18 protein-coding genes and 1 pseudogene are annotated in these 21,973 nt (G+C 64.5%); 5 read left to right on the plus strand and 14 right to left on the minus strand.

The window, feature by feature from the left end:
- Positions 1-5 precede the first annotated feature (5 nt).
- Together AC1DYL_RS21930 and AC1DYL_RS21935 are read right to left on the minus strand one after the other, a co-directional pair.
- Positions 6-893 carry a carbohydrate ABC transporter permease gene (locus AC1DYL_RS21930; RefSeq protein ID WP_477152115.1) on the minus strand — a complete coding sequence of 296 codons (888 nt, stop codon included), beginning with the start codon at positions 891-893 and terminating at the stop codon, positions 6-8.
- Between the two features lie 12 nt (positions 894-905).
- Positions 906-2,063, minus strand: coding sequence for a Gfo/Idh/MocA family protein (locus AC1DYL_RS21935; RefSeq protein ID WP_477174774.1), 1,158 nt, complete (start codon positions 2,061-2,063; stop codon positions 906-908).
- A gap of 344 nt (positions 2,064-2,407) precedes the next feature.
- On the opposite strand from AC1DYL_RS21935, the gene AC1DYL_RS21940 reads away from it, so the two are divergent.
- The 5 genes from AC1DYL_RS21940 (at position 2,408) to AC1DYL_RS21960 (ending at position 7,499) form a co-directional block, all read left to right on the plus strand.
- The gene (locus tag AC1DYL_RS21940) at positions 2,408-3,595 is read left to right on the plus strand and encodes an MFS transporter (RefSeq protein ID WP_477174775.1); all 1,188 of its coding nucleotides are present in this window, start codon (positions 2,408-2,410) and stop codon (positions 3,593-3,595) included.
- Positions 3,595-5,034, plus strand: coding sequence for a M81 family metallopeptidase (locus AC1DYL_RS21945; RefSeq protein WP_477174776.1), 1,440 nt, complete (start codon positions 3,595-3,597; stop codon positions 5,032-5,034). The genes AC1DYL_RS21940 and AC1DYL_RS21945 overlap by 1 nt, the downstream gene beginning before the upstream one ends.
- Positions 5,034-5,807: a copper homeostasis protein CutC gene (locus AC1DYL_RS21950; protein WP_477174777.1), complete on the plus strand. Its 774-nt coding sequence runs from the start codon at positions 5,034-5,036 to the stop codon at positions 5,805-5,807. The genes AC1DYL_RS21945 and AC1DYL_RS21950 overlap by 1 nt, the downstream gene beginning before the upstream one ends.
- Positions 5,808-6,012: 205 nt before the next feature.
- A complete protein-coding gene (locus AC1DYL_RS21955; protein ID WP_477174778.1) occupies positions 6,013-6,795 on the plus strand; it encodes a FecR family protein in 783 nt (260 codons plus the stop codon).
- On the plus strand, positions 6,792-7,499 hold the full coding sequence (locus AC1DYL_RS21960; protein ID WP_477152109.1) for a response regulator: 708 nt from the start codon (positions 6,792-6,794) through the stop codon (positions 7,497-7,499). The genes AC1DYL_RS21955 and AC1DYL_RS21960 overlap by 4 nt, the downstream gene beginning before the upstream one ends.
- Here the strand turns inward: AC1DYL_RS21960 and AC1DYL_RS21965 are convergent.
- The 12 genes and pseudogenes from AC1DYL_RS21965 to AC1DYL_RS22020 form a co-directional block, all read right to left on the minus strand.
- Positions 7,460-8,902, minus strand: coding sequence for a sensor histidine kinase (locus AC1DYL_RS21965; protein ID WP_477174779.1), 1,443 nt, complete (start codon positions 8,900-8,902; stop codon positions 7,460-7,462). The two genes, AC1DYL_RS21960 and AC1DYL_RS21965, sit on opposite strands and share 40 nt — an antisense overlap.
- A gap of 226 nt (positions 8,903-9,128) precedes the next feature.
- Positions 9,129-11,108: a glycoside hydrolase family 43 protein gene (locus AC1DYL_RS21970; RefSeq protein ID WP_477174780.1), complete on the minus strand. Its 1,980-nt coding sequence runs from the start codon at positions 11,106-11,108 to the stop codon at positions 9,129-9,131.
- 31 nt (positions 11,109-11,139) lie between these two features.
- Positions 11,140-12,060 carry an ABC transporter ATP-binding protein gene (locus tag AC1DYL_RS21975; RefSeq protein ID WP_477174781.1) on the minus strand — a complete coding sequence of 307 codons (921 nt, stop codon included), beginning with the start codon at positions 12,058-12,060 and terminating at the stop codon, positions 11,140-11,142.
- On the minus strand, positions 12,057-13,085 hold the full coding sequence (locus AC1DYL_RS21980) for an ABC transporter ATP-binding protein (RefSeq protein WP_477174782.1): 1,029 nt from the start codon (positions 13,083-13,085) through the stop codon (positions 12,057-12,059). Before AC1DYL_RS21980 ends, AC1DYL_RS21975 begins: the two co-directional genes overlap by 4 nt.
- Positions 13,086-13,089: 4 nt before the next feature.
- The gene (locus AC1DYL_RS21985; protein WP_477152104.1) at positions 13,090-13,947 is read right to left on the minus strand and encodes an ABC transporter permease; all 858 of its coding nucleotides are present in this window, start codon (positions 13,945-13,947) and stop codon (positions 13,090-13,092) included.
- A gap of 6 nt (positions 13,948-13,953) precedes the next feature.
- The gene (locus AC1DYL_RS21990) at positions 13,954-14,958 is read right to left on the minus strand and encodes an ABC transporter permease (protein ID WP_477152103.1); all 1,005 of its coding nucleotides are present in this window, start codon (positions 14,956-14,958) and stop codon (positions 13,954-13,956) included.
- A gap of 155 nt (positions 14,959-15,113) precedes the next feature.
- A complete protein-coding gene (locus AC1DYL_RS21995) occupies positions 15,114-16,991 on the minus strand; it encodes an ABC transporter substrate-binding protein (protein ID WP_477152148.1) in 1,878 nt (625 codons plus the stop codon).
- Between the two features lie 544 nt (positions 16,992-17,535).
- Entirely contained in the window at positions 17,536-18,597 is a 1,062-nt protein-coding gene (locus AC1DYL_RS22000) for an ABC transporter ATP-binding protein (protein WP_477158855.1), read from the minus strand.
- Complete coding sequence (locus tag AC1DYL_RS22005) at positions 18,594-19,421, minus strand: carbohydrate ABC transporter permease (protein WP_477174783.1); 828 nt, start codon at positions 19,419-19,421, stop codon at positions 18,594-18,596. The genes AC1DYL_RS22000 and AC1DYL_RS22005 overlap by 4 nt, the downstream gene beginning before the upstream one ends.
- Entirely contained in the window at positions 19,418-20,368 is a 951-nt protein-coding gene (locus tag AC1DYL_RS22010; RefSeq protein ID WP_477174784.1) for a carbohydrate ABC transporter permease, read from the minus strand. Before AC1DYL_RS22010 ends, AC1DYL_RS22005 begins: the two co-directional genes overlap by 4 nt.
- Positions 20,369-20,449: 81 nt before the next feature.
- A complete protein-coding gene (locus AC1DYL_RS22015; protein WP_477158853.1) occupies positions 20,450-21,685 on the minus strand; it encodes an ABC transporter substrate-binding protein in 1,236 nt (411 codons plus the stop codon).
- 79 nt (positions 21,686-21,764) lie between these two features.
- A pseudogene (locus AC1DYL_RS22020) lies at positions 21,765-21,973 on the minus strand (sugar phosphate isomerase/epimerase); the annotation flags it as partial.

The raw sequence follows: 21,973 nt of genomic DNA on the forward strand, positions 1-21,973 counted from the left end.
ATGGCTCATTTCAGCGCTCCCTGGGACAGGCGCCGCACAGCGCGGAAATAGACGAGGCAGAAGATCGACACGAAGATGCAGATCATCACCGCCCGCGCCGCGCCCTCGCCGTACTTGGATGAGCGGATACCGGTCTGGAACGTGTCGATGATCATGGTGGTGGTCGACCCCGACGGGCCGCCCTGGGTCAAAATCCAGATGATGTCGAACGAGTTGAAGGTCGCGATCAGCGACAGCAGCGACATGGTGAGCATCGCCGGCAGGATCAGCGGCAGCGTAATGCGGCGGAACCGGTAGAAGCGCCCTGCCCCATCGGCCCACGCGGCCTCGTAGAGGTCCTTGGGCACCGACTGGATGGCGGCGAGCAGGTAGATCGTGACGATCGGCACCCCGATCCAGACGTCGGTGACGATGGTCGACCAGAAGGCGGGCGTCGGATAGCCGAGGAAGGCGAAGGGGCCGTCGAGGATGCCGAAGTTCTGCAACAGGCCCGAGATCATCCCGAACTGGCCATTGTACATCCAGCCCCACATGTAGATGCCGATGGCCATCGGCACGACCCATGGCGGCATGGTCAGGATGCGGAAGATAGTTTGGCCGGGGATCGCGGCGTTGAGCAACACCGCGCCGCAGGTGCCGATGATCATCTTCAGCCCCACCGAGCAGAGCGTCCAGAAGATCGTCCGGATGATGATCTCGGTGAACTTCGAGTTGGCGAAGATCTTCTGGTAGTTCGCCCACCCGACCCAATCCAGCTTCGGCCGCAGCGCCGCATTGGTGAACGACAGGATGATCGTGTCGACCAGCGGATAGGCGACGATAAAGAGGATATAGGCGACTGCGGGTGCCAGAAGGGCGAGGGCGAAGAGGACGGCAGTTCGGTTTGCGGTCATCGCCCTTGCCTCCTAGCTCACTCGGCCCGCGAGCGCGGCATCGAAACGCTGCCAGATCGGGTTCATGTCGATCACCGATCGGGTTCGGCGTGCCTCATCCATCGTGAGCGCCAGCAGCCCCGCCTCCAGCGCATCGACCACCGAGACCGGCAGCGGGGTGCCCTCGAGTATGTGCGTCGTGATGTCGGTCGCCATCTGCTCGTCGGCGCCGTAATGCACCGACAGGTCAGTCCCGGTGTACGTCTTGTCGACCAGCTTGCTGGACGTCCGCGAGTCGTGGACCTTGAAGAAGTTGCGCACGAAATCGCCCTCGGCCATGCCCTTGGCGCCCATCACCGCAAAGCGGCGGAAGTCGTCGGGAACGCTGAGATTGGTGTGGAAAGCGAGCGACGAGCCGTTCTCGTATTCGACGATGGCGGTCTGGAAATCGATGATGTCGCCGTCGCTGTCGAACACCTTGTCGGTGCCCATCCAGCCGCTCGGCTTGCGATAATAGACCTCGAGGTCGTTGATCCCCGTCGCCTGCGGTGCGTTCTTCGGGATGAACGTCTTGCGCCCGCCGAAGCTCGAGACATAGCGCGGGCGGCAGCCCATCACGCCATTGTAGAGATCGAGGTCGTGGCAGCATTTCTCGAGCATGAAGCTGCCCGAATAGTGCTCGTAGCGGCGCCAGTCTCGCATGAAGAAGGCGCCGTGATAGGGCGGAATGTGCTCCGACGCCTCGATCGAGACGATATCGCCCAGAAGCCCATCGGCCTGCGCCTTGCGCAGATCGACATAAAGTGGCGCATAGCGCAGCACCAGCCCGACCATCACCTGGTCCTTGTCGTGGGCGGCAATCAGGCGCGCCAGCGCCAGGGTATCGTCGACAGTCGCCACGACCGGCTTCTCGGTGAAGATCTTCAGCCCGCGCTCGAGCCCGATGCGGATATGGTCGAGATGCATGTGGTTGGGCGATCCGACCATCAGCAGGTCGAGCGTCTCGCCATCCAGCATGTCTTCGAGCGAGGCGTACGACTTACCGACCGGAACGCCGTGCTCCTCGGTGTAGGGCAGCCCTGCCGGCTGGGGGTCGACATGGCCGACCACGGAAAAATCGGGATGCTGCGCGGAGAACACCCGCGCCAGGTATGCCAGCCGATAGCCCAGGCCAACAATTCCAACCCTCATTACCCGCCCCTGCCCCCAGGTTGGCCGCTCAACGTTGAACGGCTGTAAACTATTTACATCGTGACCAGATCAGCGGCCACATGTCAACACGGTGACGTAGCGATTTCAATACCAATCTAGACCGCACACATATTCCATGATTCGCTGCAATTTGCTCGATTTCGGCCTATTTTGCCTTGGAATTGGGCAGAACGTTTGTTCCATGCTACCTGCGGTACGTACCCGGTCCTGGGGAATTGGTATCCAGTTGGACTTGCCTATTGACAGACGTCAAGCAAGTCGCCGATGAAAATCAATGACATCCGGCAGATCACCCGGATGACCTCCGGGAGCGTCTGAGCCCAATGGCACGCCTAACCCCACAGCGCCTGACCATGCTCGTGTTCTTCCTGCAGCCGATTGCCTTCGGCAGCTGGTTGCCGCGCATACCCGATGTGCAGCAGGCGCTGGGCCTCGGCCCGGCCGGCCTTGCAATGGTGCTGCTTGGGCTGCCGGCCGGCACTCTGCTGACCCTGCCGTTTGCCGGCCCGCTGGTCGGCCGCATAGGGGCCAGGGCTGCGATCATGTTCGGCTTTGCGCTCTACGCCATTGCCGTGAGCCTGCCCGGATTTGCGCCGAACCCCGTGTTGCTGTTCGTCGCGCTGATGCTCTGCGGCTCGACCATCTCGTTCGTCGAACTCGGGCTCAATGTCGAAGCCGATAAGGTCGAGAAGGCGACGGGCCGCCTGATCATGAGCAAGGCACACGGCTTCTGGTCGCTCGGGATCATGACCGGCAGCATCATCGGCTCCGCGCTTGCCGCCGCCGGCATCGAGGCGCGCTGGGCCATCCTGTCGGTCGCCGTCGCAACGTTCGTGGTCGGTCCGGTGGCCGGCCGGCTCGTGCCGGATTTCGGACCCGATGCGACCGCCACCCCATCAGCCTCCGGCACGCGACGGCTCACCGGGTCCCGCCTGCCGGGCTGGGCCTTGCTCGGCGTGTGTTTCTTCGTCTTCGGCGTCACCATGACCGAGGGCGCCATGGCCGACTGGTCCGCCGTGTTCCTGCGCGAAGTGCTGGGTGTCGGCGGCGAGGCCGGTATCGGCTACTCGGTCTTCGCCCTCTTCGTCGCGGCCGGCCGGTTCGGTGGCGACTGGGCGAAGTCGAGGCTTGGCGCCGCAACCCTGGCCCGCGGCAGCGTGGTTCTCGCCTTGGTCGGGATCGTCATCCTCATCCTCGCGCCCGGCCTGCCGGTCGCCCTTCTCGGCTTCGCCGTCGTCGGCCTCGGCGCCTCCGTAGCGTTCCCCTTGGCGGTGACCGCGGCCGCGGACCTCGACCCCGCCCGCTCATCCACCAACGTGGCGACGCTCTCCTTCATCGCGCTGCTCGGCTTCCTTGTCGGCCCGCCGCTGATCGGCTTCATCGGCCAGCATGTCGACCTGCGCGTCGGCATCGCCGCGCTGTTGCCGATCCTCGCAGTGAGCCTCGTGCTCTCCGGACGCCTCAGCCGCACCACCACCGCGCCCACGGCCATCGCACAGGGAGAGGCCTGATGCGCATCGTCGTTGGAGGGATCCACACCGAGTGCAGCACCTACAACCCGGTGCTCGTCCATGAGGCGGAGTTCCGCATCCTCCGAGGACAGGCCCTCACCGACGATGCATACTTCGCCTTCCTCAAGGACTATGACGCCGACTTTGTCCCAACGCTCCACGCCCGGGCCATCGCCGGCGGCCCGGTCGAACGACAGACCTACGAAGCGTTCAAGGCGGAAATCCTCGCCGGCATCGCCGCGGCCGGCGCCCTCGACGGCGTCTACCTCGCCATGCATGGCGCGATGTTCGTCGAGGGCATGGAGGACGCCGAGGGCGACTTCATCACCGCCGTTCGCGCGCTGGTTGGCCCCGATGTCCCGATCGCCGCGAGCTACGATCTCCACGGCAACGTCAGCCAGCGCATCATCGACGCACTCGACATCTTCTCCACCTACCGCACGGCGCCGCACATCGACGTCGAGGAGACGATGCGCCGTGCAGTTGCCATGCTGGTGCGCAGCCTCACCACCGGCGAAAGACCCTTCATCGTCTGGGCCCCCGTTCCCGTCGTCCTCCCGGGCGAGCGGACCAGCACCGAGGACGAGCCGGCGAGAAGCCTCTACGCCGGGCTCTCCGCCATCGAAGCCGAGGCCGTCATCTGGGACGCTTCGCTGATGGTCGGCTACGTCTGGGCCGACGAACCGCGCGCCACCGCAGCTGCGATCATGACCGGCACCAACCTGCCGGCACTTCGCCGGGCCGCCGAGGCGCTAGCCGGCGACTACTGGAACGCGCGCGAAAAGTTCGTCTTCGGCACCCGTACCGGCAGCATCGACGAATGCGTCACCCTCGCCATCGCGTCGGAGACCAGTCCGGCGATCATCGCAGAATCGGGCGACAACCCGACAGGCGGCGGCGTCGGCGATCGGGCCGACGTCCTCGCCGAATTGCTGCACCAGGGCGCCCAAGGCGCCATCTTTGCCGGCATCGCCGACCGGATGGCTACCGAACTCGCCTATGCGGCGGGCGTCGGCTCCCACCTGTCGCTCAGCATTGGCGGGAGCCTCGACGCCGCCAGCCACCCGGTACAGCTGCAAGCCGACGTGGTCTTCCTGCTCGACGCGCCCGAGCCGCGCTTGCGCGAGGCCGTGCTCCGCATCGACGGCGTCGATCTGGTGGTCACCGCTCGGCGCCGGCCGTTCCACAACATCGCCGACTTCACCCGTCTCGGGCTCGATCCCCGCGCGGCGAAGATCGTCGTGGTCAAGTCGGGCTATCTCTCGCCGGAACTGGCGCCCATCGCCAATCCAAGCCTGATGGCCCTGTCCCCGGGTGTCGTCGACCAGTTCGTCGAGCGCCTGCCGCGGCTGCGCAAGGCCCGCAAGACCTACCCGTTCGATACCAATTTCGACTGGTCGCCGCTGGCGGTTCCATCGGCAAGAAAAGGAAGCGTGTGATGTCTGTGCTGGTCGAGATCGCGGTCGAAGGGGCCGATGGGCTGGTTGCGGCGCAGAACGGCGGTGCCGACCGGGTCGAACTCTGCGCCAGCCTCATCGAAGGCGGGCTGACGCCCAGCATGGGCATGGTTCGGGCCGCCCAGCAGGTGGCGACGATCCCGTTCTTCGTGATGGTCCGGCCGCGCGGCGGGGACTTTCTCTATTCGGAGATCGAGTTCGAGGCGATCCTCGCCGACATCGCCGAGCTGAAGCAAATGGGCGTCGCCGGGGTCGTCATCGGCTTCCTCACCGCCGAGGGTACCATCGACGAGGTCCGCACCCGCAAGGCGGTCGAACTGGCACGACCGATGCAGGTCACCCACCACCGGGCGTTCGACATGACGCGCGATTGCGAGGAAGCGATCGAAGCCCTGGTGCGGTGCGGGGTCGACAGAGTCCTCACCAGCGGCCAGCACAAGTCCGCGCTCGACGGCATCGAAACCCTGGCCCGCACGGTGAAGGCAGCGCGCGGCCGCATCCTCGTGATGGCCTGCGGCGGGCTTAACCGCACCAACATCGCCGAGGTTTACCAGCGGACCCGCGCCGACGAGCTGCACTTCGCGGCTCCCCGGGTGGTCGACAGCTCCATGCGGTTCCGCAATCCGGGCGTCAGCATGGGACGGTCGGCCACCGATCGCGAGTTCACGCTCACGATGACCGACGAAGCATCGGTGTCGGCGACGATCACCACGTTGCGCCAGCACCACGCCTTGTCCGATCCGGCCGCACCCTAACGCTCAATTGCTGCAGTGTTGACACAGGTCCCGGGCTCGCGACCAGTCTCACCGGCCGGTGAGAGACGGCGAAGCCATCCGCATCGGGCAAATCGAGAGAAAGCACAGCGCCGTGTCGTGACACGACCGGATCGGGCCTGCTATGCTATTCAGACAAGCGCGGCTGTTATCGTCGACCGAGGTCTTAGCCAGGATCTGACAAGCCGTGCTGAATTCATTGGATCGTCAGGACTTTTTTGCCGGGCGCGTTCGCCGCGCAGCGGCCGGCCTTGGGCTCGCCCTTGCCTTGTCGTTGCTGGCCAGCCCCACCTTCGCAGCGGCCGCCTGGATCACTGCCAAGGTCACCGGCACGGTGATCCTGTTCCAGCAGGGGCAATGGGCAGAGCTGCCGGTTGGCTCCGATGTCCTGGCCGATACGCCAGTACGCACCTTGCAGAGCGGACGGGTCGAACTGACCAGCGAGGAGGTCACGCTCAGCCTCGGGCCAGACACCGCCGTACAGATCGAGCAGTCCACAGGCCGCCTGACGAGGGTCACTCAGTTCGCCGGCACGGTTGCTGTCGATGCCCGGCTCGGGCCTGGTGAGACGATGCTGCTGCAAACCGCCAGCATGACGATAGAAATGGGACCGGGACAGTCGCGCCTGACGGTCTTCGGAGATGAGGGAGAAGTTGTGGTCACCATCGGCGTTGCGATCGTCTCGGACAACGCCACCGGCGCCAGGCAGACCCTGGCGGCTGGCGATGAGGTAACGCTCACCGAGGTCGTCGGTAAGCCGGCGGGCAACAGCGCAAACAGCCACGCCGGCGGCAACGGGGGTGAAAATGCCGGTGGCAACGCGAACGGAGACGGAAACGCCGGTGGCGGAAACGGCAATGGCGGTGGAAACGGCGGTGGAAACGGCGGTGGTAACGGCGGCGGCAACGGGGGTGACAATGGCGGTGGCAACGAAAACGGAAACGGAAACGGGAACGGCAAGAACAAATGACGGTTGACGCCCCTCAGGCACCGACCTCGTCTCCGATGCGGATCGCCTTCGTTGACGATCACCCCACTCTGCTCACGGGCATCGCGGCCCTGTTTTCGGCAGATGGCGGCTTCTCCGTTGTGGGTACGGAGTCGTCTGCCGACGGTGCCGTCGAGGTCGCGCGGCTGATGCAGCCTGATCTCATGACCCTCGATCTGAGCATGCCGGGCGACGTCTATGCTGCGATCCGCACGATCGGCGAACTGTCACCAGCGACCAAGATGATCATCTTCACCGCCTACGCGGACGTCGATCTGGCGCTTCAGGCGCTCGACGCCGGGGCTCATGCATTCGTGCTCAAGGGCCGTCCGTCGGAGGATCTGTTCGCGGCTATTGAGACAGTGACCAAGGGGGGATTGTTCGTATCGCCCGACTTCTCGCCCAAGCTGATTGCTGGATTTCGCAATCGCACCCGGCGCGAGGACGAGCGCTCCGCCGCCAAGCTCAGCCCGCGGGAGCAGCAACTGGTGCAGTGCCTGCTGGAGGCCAAGAGCAACAAGGAAATCGCCCGGACGCTCAACCTGACCGAGAAGACGGTCAAGCACTACATGACCAACCTGATGTACAAGCTGAAGGTGAAGAGCCGCCTCGAAGTCGTCCTGGCCGTGCAGCGGTTGCGGGCGCCCTATGAACTGGAAATGCCGCTCCAGAACGACGACGCCTGAGGCTTGCCCGCGTCGATCGGTATCCTGGCGTCGATCCGGGCGTGCTCCCCTTCGAAGTCCGCCGCGAGACTCCCGCCCTGGGACTCGACGCGAAATCGCATCGCCCGAAGCCCCAGTTGGTCGACCGAAGAGGCAGCAGGATCCTTCCGCGAGGATCGATTGGTCACCTCGATGCGCAACCAGCCATTGGACGAACTGACGCGAACCTGCTGGTCCACACCGCCACCATGGCGGTACGCGTTGTTGAGCGCCTGCTGTATGACGCGGTAGGCGCACACCTTGGCCGTGATCGACGCCGTGATATCCGGAACATCGACACTCGTGACGACCGCAGTGCCGGTCAGGTCTTCGTGACGCTTCGCGGCGAGGGCAACGGTTTCCGCCAGCCCCAGCTTCGCCAGCTCGGGCAACACCAGCCCCGCCGATATACCGCGCAGCTCCTCCAACGCCTCCCGCGCCAATTCGGCCCCGGAGCCAGCGGGAGCGCTCGTATCGGCTCGTGTCAGCCGCAGGATCAGCAGCGTCAGAAGCTGCACCGGTCCGTCGTGGATATCGGACCCGACCTGTGCAAGCACATGTTCGTTGGCGAGGCTCGCCTCCACGCGAAGCCTCTCGGAGGCGGCCTGCAGGACCATGTTCTCGTCCAGCAGGCTCCGTGTCTGCCTGAGGTTGGCCGCCAGCCGCTGGCGTTGCTGGGTGATGATGTCGCCGGTGACCTGCACGAGGAGCGCTAGTGTTCCCACCGCAACGAAACCAATCGACGCGACAATGATCCAGACGTCCGACCGCGCCTGCGCCTGCAGTTCTCGAACGGCTCGCGCGCTGAAGTAGAGCTCAGCGACGCCGAACACCTCAGCCGTCTCGTCCCGCCGCAACGGGGTATAAATCTTCAGCACCGGCAGGGTCGACCGGGGGAGCGCACCCAGCGACTGCAGCGGCACGTCAATCACCCGCACTGTCAGCACCCCGAGCGCGGCCGCTGCCAAATCCTGTGTCGAGGGGACGTCGTCAAGGTCGCCCAATGACTCGAAAAGGATCTCGCCTGCCGGGTTGCGCACCCGGATCTGTATCAGCCGCGTAGCATCGGCGCTGTTGCCCACGGCAAACGCGGCCTCGAGCGCAGTACGGCGGTCTGGCGCCTGCGTAACTCCGTCAAGACTTCGAGAGATCAGCGCTTCGATGCTCGCGGCAGCCGTGCCACCAATTCCCTTGGTGATGCTCTCGCTGACATAGTTGCTGGTCCAATTCCCCAGGATCAGCATCGCGGCCACCACGACGCACAGCGCGATGAGAAAGAAGCGCTGGGACAGCGAGACACGACGGCCCAGGCGTGAAACGCGAGCGCGAATACTTTGGGGCACCGATGCCGCGGAGGGTGCCTCGCCATTGGCCGGGTCGCCCATCATCGCCGTCAGCGCTTTGTGATCATCATGGTCGCAGGCATGCCCGGATAACGCTGGATCTCGGGACCGGCGACGGGCTCCTCGGGATCAACCGAAACGTGCGCAACATAGCGGGGCACCTGCCTGCGATCGTGTCACGCATGATCGACGTGATCCGCTGCTTGCACAAGGTGAAATGCGCTCAGTTCGCGTCCCTGGTGTCGGCGACGTCGCCGCCCGTAGATGGTCAGGAGACGACCCACGTGAACCTGACACCATCCCCTCCGTCCGATCGCGGACCGGGACTGTCGGCCCTGACCTCTCCACTCTCGGTGAGGCGCAGGAAGCGATTGGTCACCACCGACATCAGGATGAGTTCGCCTGTCGGCGTCTCCATCCATTGGAAAGTCTCGGCAAGTCCCGCCCGACCGTCAGCGAGACGGACGCTGCCCTCGGCACCGACGCTCAGGTGGCCGCCGCCGTGGCTCAGCGCGGCACGACCGAGGCCCAGGTCGACCACGACCAGCGGGCTTGGAGCGCCCATACGAACCGCACCGGCCTCGATTGCGATCCCCCGGTCGGAGCCGTGGCCCGTAACGATGATCGTCTCGCCGAACGGGATTGGCCGCATCAATCCTCTCGGGTGCGGTTCGTCGATTTCGATGCTGTCGAAATCGGCATAACCGCCGGGCCGCTCGGCGTTGTAGGCAAAGAGCGCGTAGCGGATGCCCTGGAAGGTCTTGAGCTGGAACACCATCACTACCGGCTCGCCCAGCGACTCGAACCGCACCCCATCCCGCGACCAGCTGAACCGCGCCGTCTCAGTCAGGAAATCGCACTCGGCGCGTAGCCAGACTATCGGCCCGTCGGTCGCCGCTACGATCGTCCCGCCCGTCTGCCGATCGAACGTCTCGATCCGCCAGCCTTTGTCACTGCGCCTGAGCCCGACCCAGCGATACGGCAGGCCGAGCAGCGCCAACCCCGCCACGTCGCCCTGCTCCAGACCGCTGCCATCGAGCTTGGTGGTCGCTACCGAAATCGGTCCGACAGCCCGCTGCGTCAGGGAATTGCGCGCGTCCCAGAGCGAATTGGCCGCCAGCGTGTGGAGCCGCAGGTGACCGGGCCGCTCCGCCAGCGACCAGTTCTCCGGCACGGGAACATGGTTCCACTGCCAGATCGGCTGCAACGCCGGGCCATCGAAATCATCGCTGCGCTCGAACAGCGCCTTCGGTTGCTGCGGGCAGCTGGTCTTCGGCTTTACCCAGGTGCGTGGTGTGCGGCCGAGATTGCCGGGCAGCCCGAAATACGGCCAGCCGTCGCGCCAGGTCACCGGCGACAGGCAGGTCAGCCGGCCCAGCGAGTTGTAGTCCATCATGGACCAGCCCCACCACTCGCCCGCAGGGGTGTCGACGATGCCGCCCTGATGCAGCGACATACGCCCATCCGACGCGGGGTTGGGCGGGATCAGCTCGAATGGCGGTGTGGCGGTGAAAGGCAGGCCGCCGCCGCGCAGCCGATAGCCTTCGACAAGGCCGAAATCCTCATGCTCGCTCAGCGAGGGATTTATCTCCCACGGCCCGAAGACATGGTCGGCGCGAGCTCCAGGCATCCGCATGCTGCCGCTGAACCAGGCGCTGGTGAGGACGTACTTGCCGTCGATTTTGTAGAAGTGCACCCCCTCGCCCACGTCGGAGTCAGCGCCGGTGATCTCGGTCTCGGTGCCGGGGACCAGGTCGGTCAGGTCCGGCGTCAGCAGTGCCAGCCGCAGGTTGCGATAGCCCCAGACGACATAGGCGCGTCCGTCGTCGTCGAACAGCACCGAGAGATCGTGCAGCGACTGCTGCATCTCCCGCCGCGTCCACGGGCCAGCCGGATCGGTGGCGGTGAATATCTGGGTGCGGCGCTTGTTGACGTTCGAGAAGATGTAGAACGTGCCGTCGTGATAGCGAAAGCACGGCGCCCAGATGCCCTGCCCATAGATCTCTCCGCCCTCGAGCCGGAATTCGGGCCCAAGGTCGAGCGTGTCGAAGACGTAAGACAGGAGCTCCCAGTTGACGAGGTCCGCCGACTTGAGGATCGGCAGTCCCGGCATGGCGTGCATGGTGGTGCCGGTCATGTAGAAATCCTCACCGACCCGGATGATGTCGGGGTCCGAGAACTCCTCGTAGAACAGCGGGTTGGTGAACGTGCCGTCGCCGTTGTCGGCCGTCCAGGTCCTGCCTGACACAGTCAAAATCCCTGCTGGTAGCGGCGGCGCGCTACGCCCCCTCGTAGACCCGCACCAGCCGCCCGTCAGGCCGGCTCTGGAGGTGCCCAGGCTTGCTCACCAGCGTATTGGCGAGCTTCACCATGCCCGGATCGGTCGCCAGCTTGCCGGCGCCGGCATCCTCGGTCGAGAGCACCGATGCCTTGAGCAGCCGCGAGTACGGGTGCTCCGGGTTGTCCAGCACGGTCCGCGCATCGCCCATTTCCACGATCCGTCCCCGCTGCATGATGATCAGCCGGTCGGAGATGTAATAGGCGGTTGCCAGGTCATGGGTGATGTAGATGACCGAGACGCCGAAATCGTCGCGCAGGGCCTTGAGCAGGTTGACGATGCTCATGCGAAGGCTCGCGTCCACCATCGACACCGGCTCGTCCGCCACCAGCAGCGGCGGATTTGGGATCAAGGCGCGGGCGATGGCGGCGCGCTGCAACTGGCCCCCGCTCATCTCGTGCGGGAAGCGGCCTTTCACCTCCGCAAGGCTGAGGCCCACCTTCTGCAGCGCCTCGTCCATCGCCCGATCGAGCCCAGCGCGGTCACTGAGTTTCAGGAAGCGCCGCGCGGTCGACTCGAGGTAGCGGTCGATCCGCTTCAGCGGATTGAACGCCTCGAACGGGTTCTGGAACACCGGCTGCACATTGGCCATGAATTCCAGCCGCTCGCGCCTGCCAACCCGGTGGCTCACCGTCTTGCCCCGAAAGCTGATCTCGCCGGTTGACGGCAGTTCCAGCCCGAGGATCATGCGGGCGAGCGTCGTCTTGCCCGAGCCGCTCTCGCCGATGATTGTGAAGATCTCCGGCTTTTCGGCGCTCAGCGACAGGCTCGCATCCTCGACGGCGCGGACGACCTTGCGCGACAGCAGCCCACCCATGGTGAACTGCTTGCTGACATTGCTGACTTCGAGCAGCGTGCTCATACCATCACCTCGTGCGCGACGTGCGGTTTGACCAGCGGCTCCACGTCGGCCGAGCGCCAGCAGGCCGTCCGGTGATCGGGCCCCACCGTCTCGAGCGGCGGCACCTCGGTCTTGCAGATGTCGATGGCCAGCGGGCAGCGCGGGTGGAAACGGCAGCCCTTCGGCGGGTCGGCGAGGTTGGGCGGCCGCCCCTCCAGCGCCGGGCGCTGCGTGGTGTCGCCGATGCGCGGCAGGCTCGCCACCAGGTGCGCCGTATAGGGGTGCTTGGGGGCAAAGAACATCTGCCGCGTCGGGCCTTCCTCGACGAGGCGGCCGGCATAGATGATGCCGACGCGGTCGGCCATGTTGGCGTGGACGCTCATGTCGTGGGTGACGAACACCACCGAGGAGCCCATCTCCTTCTGGATGTCGCGGATGAGGCTCAGCACCTCCTTTTGGACCACCACGTCGAGCGCCGTGGTCGGCTCGTCGGCGATGATGAACTCGGGATGGCACACCGTCGCAAGCCCGATGGTGACGCGCTGCCGCATGCCGCCCGATAGCTCGTGCGGATAGGCATTGAGCACGTCGGCCGGCAGCTTCAGCCGTTCGAGATGGCCGATGACGCGCTGGCGGAACGGCTCGCCGGTCAGCCCCAGCGGCCGGCTGGCGAAATCGTGGAAGGTCTTGCCGATGCGGCGCACCGGGTTCAGCACGCTCATCGAGCCCTGCATGATGTAGCTCAGGTGGCTCCACCGTATCGCCTCGATGTCGGCATCGGTGGCGGTCGCGATGTCCACCGGCTTGCCCTTGAAGTCGTATTTGACCGAGCCGGAGACGATCCGCATCGGCGGCCGGATCGCCGCCGCGAGCACCTTGATGAAGCTGGTCTTGCCCGACGAGCTCTCGCCGGCGATGCCATAGACCTCGTTCTTCTTGACCGTCATGGTGATGTCGTCGACGGCCCGCACTTCGCGCTGCACGCCGAAATAGTTCATCTGGTAGTAGGCCTTGAGGCCGTCGACCTTGAGAATATCCTCTGCCATGGCCTTAGGCTCCCATGCGGCGCAGGCGGCTGCGCGGGTCTATGTATTCGTTCATCGAGACGGCCAGCAGGAACAGGCCGAGGAAGGTCATGACGATCAGGACGACCGGGATGACGATCCACCACCAGACACCCACCACCATCGCCGAGTGGCTGTTGGCCCAGTAGAGCACCGTGCCGATGGTGGGGTTGTTGATGTTGGTAAAGCCGAGCACGGCGAGCGTCACCTCAAGGCCGATCGACCACAGCATGTTGTTCATGAAGGTCGAAAAGACGATCGGCATCACATAGGGCAGATGCTCTTCGAGCAGGATCTTCGGCGTGCTCATCCCCGCGAATACGGCGTGGCGGGTGAACTCGCGATGCTTCAGCCCCAGCGCCACCGAGCGGATCAGGCGGGCGTCGAACGGCCAGCCGAAGCAGGCCATGATCAGCGCCAGCGTGAAGCTGTCGAGATTGTTGCGCAGCACGAAATAGAACAGCACGAGGACCGGAAAGATCGGCACGGCGACAAAGATGTCATTGACGAACATCAGCACCCGATCGACCCACCCCCCGACATAGCCCGCGAGCAGCCCGACCGCGATCGAGATGAAGCGGCTCAGCACCGCCACGGTGATGCCGAAGATGAGGCTGTTCCTCAGCGCCGCGCTCAGTTGCCAGAACATGTCCTGGCCACGCGAATTCGTGCCGAACCAGAACTGCGCCGAGGGCGGCTGGTCCGGGATGGTCATATAGATCAGCGAAGGATCGACAGGCGAGAAGAAGCTCAACGCCGCATAGATCACCACCACCCCCACGAGGATGATGCCGATAGTGAACTCGATATTGTAGCGGATGAGATCGCGGAGAACGGCAAACATGGCTGATTACTCCGCCCGTACGCGTGGGTCGAGCAGCGGATAAAGCAGATCGACAACGAAGATCGCGAGCGCCACGGCTGTGACCGACACCGTCGAAACCGCCAGCACCAGCGAGTAGTCACCGGCATTCACCGCATCGATCAGCAGTGAGCCGAGCCCCGGGTAGTTGAACACCTGCTCGGTGATCACGGTACCCGAGAACACGCCACCAAGCGTCATCGCCAGGGCGGTCAACTGCGGCACCAGCGCGTTGCGGATGACATAGCCGCCAACGATGGTCCGGCGATCGACGCCAGCCAGTTCGGCATAGGTCACGTAGTCCTCCGTGACAACATTGGAGACGAGCGCCCGCATCCCGAGGAACCAACCGCCGAAGCCGACCAGCACGAGCGACAGGGCCGGCAGGATCGCATGCTGGAAGACCGAGCCGACGAAGCGCCAGTTCCAGCCCGGCGTCACGTCCATGGCGAAGCCGCCGGAGATCGGCAGCACCGGCCAGATGAAGCCGAAGATGATGAGGAGGATGAAGGCGACGATGTAGTACGGGATCGGCTGGAAGCCCATGGCGATGATGCCGAAGGCCTTGAAGAACTTGTTGTTCTGCATGTAGCCGGCGAGCCCGCCCAACAGGTTGCCGACCGCGAAGGTGATCAATATCGCGACCACCAGCAGACCGACGGTCCACGGCATTGCCCGCATTACCAGCTCCATCGCCGGCGTCGGAAAGGCGAGCAGCGACGGCCCGAGGTCGCCCCGGAACAGCCGCAGCCAGAAATTGACATACTGGGTGATGATCGGCTCGTTGACGCCGTAGAGCTCGGTCAGCGCCGCGCGCATGGCTTCGATGGCGTCAGGAGCGAAATTGGATCTGGCCGTCATGCGGCCGAGGGCGGCTTCTACCGGACTGATCGGTGACAGGTGCGTCACCAGGAACGTGGCGGAAACGCCGAAGAATACTACTGCCAGCAGTTGCAACGCGCGTTTGCCGACAAACCAGAGATACCCTTGCATACGGCCTCCTCAACCGGTCTGCCGAACTACGATGTGCGCCGAAATCATGCGCGGCGTCTCCCACCGGCCGGTGGCCGGCGGGAGAAGCGTGAGGGGCGCGAGACTGGTACGCCCCTCGGAGCGACCCGGCTTGCGCCGGGCCACCCGGGAGGAGATCAGCCGGCCACCGGCGAGATCTGCGTGAAGATGTACTTGCCGTTCGACCAGTTGGTCACCGGGTTCGCATACGGCTTCTCGGCGTTCGGCCAACCGGTCCAGAAGCGGTTCGATTGGATCGAGAACACGTTGTAGGACATGATCGGAATGTTCGGCATCTCGTCGAGATGCAGCTTCACGAACTCATGGCCGTACTCGATGCCCTTGGCGTCGTTGAAGTCGATGCCGCGGATCTTCTCGATGATCGCATCGAGCCGCTCATCCTTCCAACGCATCCAGTTGCGGGCCGGCTGCAGTTTGCCCGGCTCGGCAACGAACGACGAGTGGTAGCTGTCGAGGAAGAAGCTGAGGTCGGGGTGACCGCCCCAGGTTTCCACCGCCCAGGCGATATTGCACTCGTAGTTGCCCGCAGCCTGGCGATCCCAGCTGTCGGTCGCGATTTCGGCCGAAGCCTGAACCCCGTTCTGCGCCCAGGTCTGCGCGACGATGACGCCGAGACGCCCGATCACGCCTTCCTGCGGCACCATCACGGAGAAGGCGAACGGCTGGCCGTCCGGCTGAATCCACTGGTTGCCGTTCTTGGTGAAGCCGGCCGCGGTGAGCAGTTCGCCCGCCGCCGCAATATCCTGCTTCCACCAGCCATAACCGAACGACTTCTTGATCGCTTCCTCGTCGGTCGGCACCTGCTCGCCGAACTGCGGCCGGACCATGTCGGCGATCTGCTTGCCGATGGTGGGGTCGTACGGCTTGATCTTCCGCGTGCCGGTGTCGAGCTCGTAGTTGATCAGGTAGTCCTGCAGCGGCCCGTGATAGTCGCGCGGGTGCGTGCCGGTCGGTGGGATCGAGATCGCCGAGAGCGTCGCCGCGCCACGATAGGACGCCATCGACATCGCCCGTGCATCGAGCATCAATGCCAGGGCCCAGCGCACGCGCTTGTCCTGGAACTTCGGATTCTGCAGGTTGAAGATCATCATCGGCAGGGTCGGATCGGGATGGGCATACGGGAAGCCCGGGAACCAGCCCTGAGTCTGCGTGTCTTCTTTGATGATCGAGAACGTGCCTTCCGGCGACAGGTCGTGGATCATGTCGAGGTTGCCGTTACGCATCTCGATCAGGCGATTGTCCGTCGAAATGTTGTTCCGGTAGATGATGAACTTCGGCTTGGGCTCGCCGACCAGTGCGATAGTGGTCTTGTCCCAGTCTGCCCGCTTTTCCCAGATGTACCAGGTGCCGTTCGGATCGAACGAGTGCAGCGTGTAGGGCCCGAGGCTCACCGGCGGATTGTTGTCGAAGGTGAGGATGTCATCGACCTTCTCGAACACATGCTTGGGCATGATCCAGGCGGCGTTCCAGCGGACCGAGAACACGGCGTGGAAGCGCGAGTTCGGCGCCTTGAGCTTGAAATGCACGGTGTACTTGTCGGGCGCCGTGACTTCGGCGACCTGCGTCGAGAATGCGCCGCTCCAGGTGAGGCCCGGCGTGCTGGCCTGCTTCTCAACGGTGAACACCACGTCGTCAGCGGTGAACTCGACGCCGTCGCTCCACATCATACCCTGGCGGAGCTTGACGGTCATTTCCGAGAAGTCGGCGTTGTACTGCCACGGACCATCGGCGAGCGAATAGTAGATGGCGTTTTCGCTCTTTTCCGGGATGCCCGCATCGGGGTCGATGAACCACAGCGTATCCATCGTCAGCTGATGCAGGCCGTTGGACCAGCCGCCGCCGCCATTCACCCAGATATTGAACCAACTCGGATTGCGGATCACGCCTTCCGGGTTGTGCACGATCACCGTCTCGTTGCGCGGAAACTGCGCCAGGTCTGGTGCGGTGCCTTCGGCGGCCTCCTGCCCAAGGGCAAGGCCGTTAGCGGCCACCATCAGCGTACCCGCTGCAGTGCCCAGCATGAAACTACGTCTATCCATGAATACCTCCCTTGTCGGAAACGCCTCCCGCGCTCCGTTCGAAAATGCCCTCCAGCACTTTCGCGGGGCATCGTATTCGGGAGACCTACGTTGTCAACGCATTTTTCTGATGTAGATCAGAACTTGCGATATGCTCGGCACGAGCTTCCAGAAAGGTGCGGTACGCACCTCCTTTCGCGGCCCGCCTGCCGGCTCCATCCTGTGGAAATGCAGTCGCAGGGCACACAACGCCGAGGAAAAACGCCGAATGGGCGCCTTCACCCCTTCGTTCTGCAGAGGCTGCCTCTCTAATACCGCGTTTCATCACGCATGACGATATCCTGATCGTCCGTGCCGCGCGCAGTCCGCGTGTCCGGTTGTATATCGGTGATACAGATACAGTAAGGATGTGGATCAGCCCTGACCCTATGACGCGCCAGCGGCCCCTGGCGCCATAGGCGCCGGCAGCCGCACACCGGCGGCGTTGGGGTAACCGTACGGACGTCAGCCGCTCAGCGGGTCAGAGGCGCCGACCGCTCGCCGTATCGAACAGGTGGATGTTCTCGGGCGAAATCTCGAGCATGAGGGTGTCGCCGGGCTTTTCCGTCACCCGGCTGGTCTGGACGAGCGTCAGTTCGTCATTGGGCGACGAAATGAACGTCATGGACCCCGTAGACTCGATGGTGCCGACGGTCATCTTGATGCCGGCGGGGTTCGCGGAGGCGTGCAGGTGCTCGGGGCGCATCCCGGCAGTGACCTGGCGCCCGGGTTCCATCGCCGAGGCGATGGCGACACGCTGTCCCCCCAAGCTGACGAGTTCGATGGAGCGGCCATCCGCCCCGACCACGGCATCGACGAAGTTCATCGCCGGCGAGCCGATGAAGCCGGCGACGAACCGGTTGGCCGGGCGATCGTAGAGCTCGAGCGGCGCGCCCTGCTGCTCGATCACCCCGTCGCGCATCACCACGACATGGTCGGCCATGGTCATGGCCTCGATCTGGTCGTGCGTGACGTAGACCGAGGTGGCGCCGAGCCGGTCGTGGAGCGCCCGGATTTCCTTGCGCATCTGGACGCGCAGCGCCGCGTCGAGATTGCTCAGCGGCTCGTCGAACAGGAAGGCCTTGGGGTGCCGGATGATGGCGCGGCCCATCGCGACGCGCTGACGCTGCCCCCCCGACAGCTGCCGCGGGAAACGTCCCAGCAGAGCCGAAAGCCCCGTGGTGGTGGCCACCTCGGCCGCCTTCGCCTGCCCCTCCGCCTTGCTGGCGCCGCGCAGGCGCAGCGAATAGGTGAGGTTTTCCTCGACGTTCATGTGCGGGTAGAGCGCGTAGGACTGGAACACCATCGCCACGTCGCGCTTGCGCGGCGGGACGCCGTTCATGGTCTCGCCGGCGATCTTCAGCGTGCCGCCGCTGATGCTTTCCAGCCCCGCGATCGAGCGCAACAGGGTCGACTTGCCGCAGCCGGAGGGGCCGACCAGAGCGACGAACGCGCCCTTGTCGATGGTCAGGTCGATACCCCTAAGGGCGTGGAAGGCACCGTAGTGCTTGTCGATGCCCTGCATCTCGATCTGGGCGGTCATTTGAGGGCTCCCGAGGTAAGGCCGGCGACGATGCGCCGCTGGAGGAGAACGAACACGGCGAGGATCGGCGTCACGTAGATCGCGGCAAAGGCCATGATCGAATTCCAGTCGCGGGCGTTCGGTCCGACGAAGCCGGAGAGGCCGACGCTGGCTGGCTGCAGGGCCGTGTCCTGGATGATCGACTTCGAATAGATGTACTCGCCGAACGCCGACATGAAGGTGAGGATGGCGCAGACCAGGATGCCGTTGCGCGCCAGCGGCAGGACGATGGTGAAGAATGCCCCGAAGCGCGAGTTGCCATCGACCAGCGCCGCCTCCTCAAGCTCACGCGGCACCGACATGAAGGTGGCACGAACGAGAACGACGAAGAACGGCATCGCCTTGGCCGCGGAGGCGAGCACCACCGCGGTGCGGGGCAGCGACAGCAGCCCCAGCTGGTTGAAGCCGACGAACAGCGGCGTGATCATCACCGAGGCGGGCAGCACCTGCAGCATCAGGATGGAGAACAGCCCGATGTCGATCCAGATGTTGCGGTAGCGCGCCAGCACATAGGCGCACCCGGTACCGAGGATCACCGTGATGGCCGTGACGCCGGCCGCGATCACCGTCGAGTTCCACAGGAACGTCGCCATCGTGCGACGCTGCCACACCGCCGGGTAGACGCTGAAATCGGCGGCCGCCGGCCAGAACGTCGGCGGGTTGGCGAAGATCTCGGAGCCGGTCTTGAGGCTCGTCACATACATCCAGTAGAGCGGGAAGAGGTAGATCGCGGCCATCGCAAGGGCGAGTGCGAGCAGCAGCCATTTGGTCCAACCGTTGGTCATCCGCGCACCTCATGACGGGTGGAGCGCACGTAGACGATGGATGCGATCAGCACGAGCAGGAACATCATCACCGAGATCGTTGCGCCACGGGCGAAATCGTAAAGCTTGAAGCTCATCTGCCAGGCCCAGTATTGCGCCACCGTGGAAGAATTGGACGGCCCCCCCTCGGTGATGGCCGGGAACAGGTCGAACTGCTGCAGCGTGCCGATGAGGCCGAGCGACAGCACGGCGCCGATGGTCGGGCGCATCATCGGCAGCGTGATGGTCCAGAAGCGCTGAAAGGCGTTGGCGCCATCGAGTTCGGCGGCTTCGTAGAGGTCGCGCGGAATGCCGGCGAGACCCACTGAGAGCAGCAGCATGTTGAAGGCGAGGCCAAGCCAGATATTGGCGATGATCACCGCCCAGAGCGACCAGTCGGGCGACGACTTCCAGAAGATGTTCGTATCGATGATGCCGATGGACTTCAGGATGGCGTTGAGCACGCCGAAATCGCCGGCGAGAATCCAGCTCCAGATGGCACCGACGACCAGACCGGGCATCACCCAGGACACAAGGAACAGCCCGCGGATGGTCGCGGCGCCAGGGAATTTCTGCGCGAAGAAGATGGCGAGGGCGAAGCCGAACAGGAACTGTCCGGTGATCGAGCCGACGACGAAGACCAGTGTGTTGCGGGTCACCAGCCAGAACTCGGGCTGCGAGACCACGGCGATGTAGTTGTCGAAGCCGGCGAAGGGCCGGATCAACGCCCCCAGGGTGAACATATCCACCTGCTGGAAGCTCATCAGCACGTTGTAGACGAGCGGCAGGCCGGCGAGCACAAGCAGAAACAGCATTGCCGCGCCGACGAGCAGAATATCGAACCCCACGCCATCGCGCAGTCCGCTCAGGATGCCCCACCCTTGCCGGCGCCGCGCGCCTCCCGCATCAGCGATCGTCTCGCTACTCATCGCCCAATCCTCATCTTGCTCGACTCCCGGGAAAATGACTGCCCAGCGCGAAAGCCGGGCAGTCCAGTTGGGAGGAGGGATTTAGCCGCCGACGATGCCGGTGATCGTCGCCTGGGCCTGATCGAGCGCGTCCTTGGCCGACATCTGGCCAGTCATTGCTGCCTGGAACGCGTCATAGATGGCCTTGGAGATCTTCTGCCACTCGGGGTGCGGACCGCGCGGCTGCGCGTATTTCAGCTGGTCGAGGAACACGGCCAGTGCCTCGTCCTTCTTGGCGTCGCCGGTCGGCGGCAGCGGGATGTCGCTGCGGGCCGGGATGTTGGCGAACTCGGGGAAGAGCCGCGCTTCCTGCGTGGTGAAATACTCGATGGCGCGGAACGCCTCATCCGGATGCTTGGTGGTCGAGAAGATCGCCCAGTTGAAATCGCCCATGGCTGACGAGCGGGCGCCGCCATCGGTCTCGGTCGGCAGTAGGGCCACACCCCAGTCGAACTTGGCGTCGGTCGACATGCGGTTGATTTCCCACGGACCGGAGATGGCCATGGCCGCGTTGCCCGAGTTGAAGGTACCCGTGGAGTCCCACTGGCCCTGGCTTAGCACGTCCTGCGACGCGAGCTTCTCGTCGAGCAGTGTCTTCCAGATTTCGAGTGCCTTCACGGCGCCGGGGACGTTGACCTGCGTGAAGCTGCCGCCGGCCATCTGGATCCACGGCAGGAACTGGAACGTGCCCTCTTCGCCCGCACGAGCAGACCAGCTGATGCCGTAGACATTGTTGGCCGGATCGTTGAGCTTGCGCGCATCTTCGAGCAGTTCGTCCCAGGTCTTGGGGGCCTCGGCAATGCCGGCCTTCTTGAACAGGTCGCGGTTGTAGAACAGCGCGATCGTGTTGGTGGCCTTGGGCACGCCGTACTGCTTGCCGTCCCACATGGTCGAAGCGAGCGGGCCGGCGAAATAGTTCTCGTCCTTGATTACCGTCGATGCCTTGACGCGATCGGTGATGTCGAGGAACGCCCCACGCGAGGAGAACAGCGCGAAGTCGGGATTGTCGACCGCGATGATGTCGGGGGCCTGGCCGGTGGCAAAGGCACGCAGCGACTCGTTCACCAGATCGTCGAACGGCACCGTGCGGTATTCGACGGTGATGTCGTCGTTGGCCTCGTCGAATTCCTTGCTGAAGGTATCAGCGATGCCGGGGCCGTTGGCACCATCGATGCCCCAGATCTTCAGCGTCACGGTCTCGGCCAGGGCCGGCAAGGCGAAGGTGGAGACACCGGCCATGGCCAGCGCGCCGATAAGGGCTAGTCTGCGAGTCGTCATAGTATCCTCCCATGATGCGGATCGTTTCCGCGGTCCAAGATCCCGCCGCCGGCCCCTCCCGGGCGACGGCGGGCAGTCGTTACCCAGCCCGCCGCAGCGAGGGATCTCCGCCCTCGTATTGGGCGGTGACGTCGACGAAATCGCCGCCGCGGCTATGCTTGAGATAGTTGAGCGCCCGGACCTGTCCGGTCATTTCAAGCGCGTCGCGATAGACCGGGTCGTGCCAGCCTTCGATGTCGATCGAGCCGGTCCATCCGGCGAGCCGCAGCTCGGAGATGATGTCGGTCC

Source organism: Devosia sp. P1_H9, assembly GCF_056405135.1.

What these genes read in the sequence shown, in the direction of transcription:
- AC1DYL_RS21930 (WP_477152115.1), bottom strand. Translation starts at nt 893, where the DNA reads ATGACCGCAAACCGAACTGCCGTCCTCTTCGCCCTCGCCCTTCTGGCA.
- AC1DYL_RS21935 (WP_477174774.1), bottom strand. Translation starts at nt 2,063, where the DNA reads ATGAGGGTTGGAATTGTTGGCCTGGGCTATCGGCTGGCATACCTGGCG.
- AC1DYL_RS21940 (WP_477174775.1), top strand. Translation starts at nt 2,408, where the DNA reads ATGGCACGCCTAACCCCACAGCGCCTGACCATGCTCGTGTTCTTCCTG.
- AC1DYL_RS21945 (WP_477174776.1), top strand. Translation starts at nt 3,595, where the DNA reads ATGCGCATCGTCGTTGGAGGGATCCACACCGAGTGCAGCACCTACAAC.
- AC1DYL_RS21950 (WP_477174777.1), top strand. Translation starts at nt 5,034, where the DNA reads ATGTCTGTGCTGGTCGAGATCGCGGTCGAAGGGGCCGATGGGCTGGTT.
- AC1DYL_RS21960 (WP_477152109.1), top strand. Translation starts at nt 6,792, where the DNA reads ATGACGGTTGACGCCCCTCAGGCACCGACCTCGTCTCCGATGCGGATC.
- AC1DYL_RS21965 (WP_477174779.1), bottom strand. Translation starts at nt 8,902, where the DNA reads ATGGGCGACCCGGCCAATGGCGAGGCACCCTCCGCGGCATCGGTGCCC.
- AC1DYL_RS21975 (WP_477174781.1), bottom strand. Translation starts at nt 12,060, where the DNA reads ATGAGCACGCTGCTCGAAGTCAGCAATGTCAGCAAGCAGTTCACCATG.
- AC1DYL_RS21980 (WP_477174782.1), bottom strand. Translation starts at nt 13,085, where the DNA reads ATGGCAGAGGATATTCTCAAGGTCGACGGCCTCAAGGCCTACTACCAG.
- AC1DYL_RS21985 (WP_477152104.1), bottom strand. Translation starts at nt 13,947, where the DNA reads ATGTTTGCCGTTCTCCGCGATCTCATCCGCTACAATATCGAGTTCACT.
- AC1DYL_RS21990 (WP_477152103.1), bottom strand. Translation starts at nt 14,958, where the DNA reads ATGCAAGGGTATCTCTGGTTTGTCGGCAAACGCGCGTTGCAACTGCTG.
- AC1DYL_RS21995 (WP_477152148.1), bottom strand. Translation starts at nt 16,991, where the DNA reads ATGGTGGCCGCTAACGGCCTTGCCCTTGGGCAGGAGGCCGCCGAAGGC.
- AC1DYL_RS22000 (WP_477158855.1), bottom strand. Translation starts at nt 18,597, where the DNA reads ATGACCGCCCAGATCGAGATGCAGGGCATCGACAAGCACTACGGTGCC.
- AC1DYL_RS22005 (WP_477174783.1), bottom strand. Translation starts at nt 19,421, where the DNA reads ATGACCAACGGTTGGACCAAATGGCTGCTGCTCGCACTCGCCCTTGCG.
- AC1DYL_RS22010 (WP_477174784.1), bottom strand. Translation starts at nt 20,368, where the DNA reads ATGAGTAGCGAGACGATCGCTGATGCGGGAGGCGCGCGGCGCCGGCAA.
- AC1DYL_RS22015 (WP_477158853.1), bottom strand. Translation starts at nt 21,685, where the DNA reads ATGACGACTCGCAGACTAGCCCTTATCGGCGCGCTGGCCATGGCCGGT.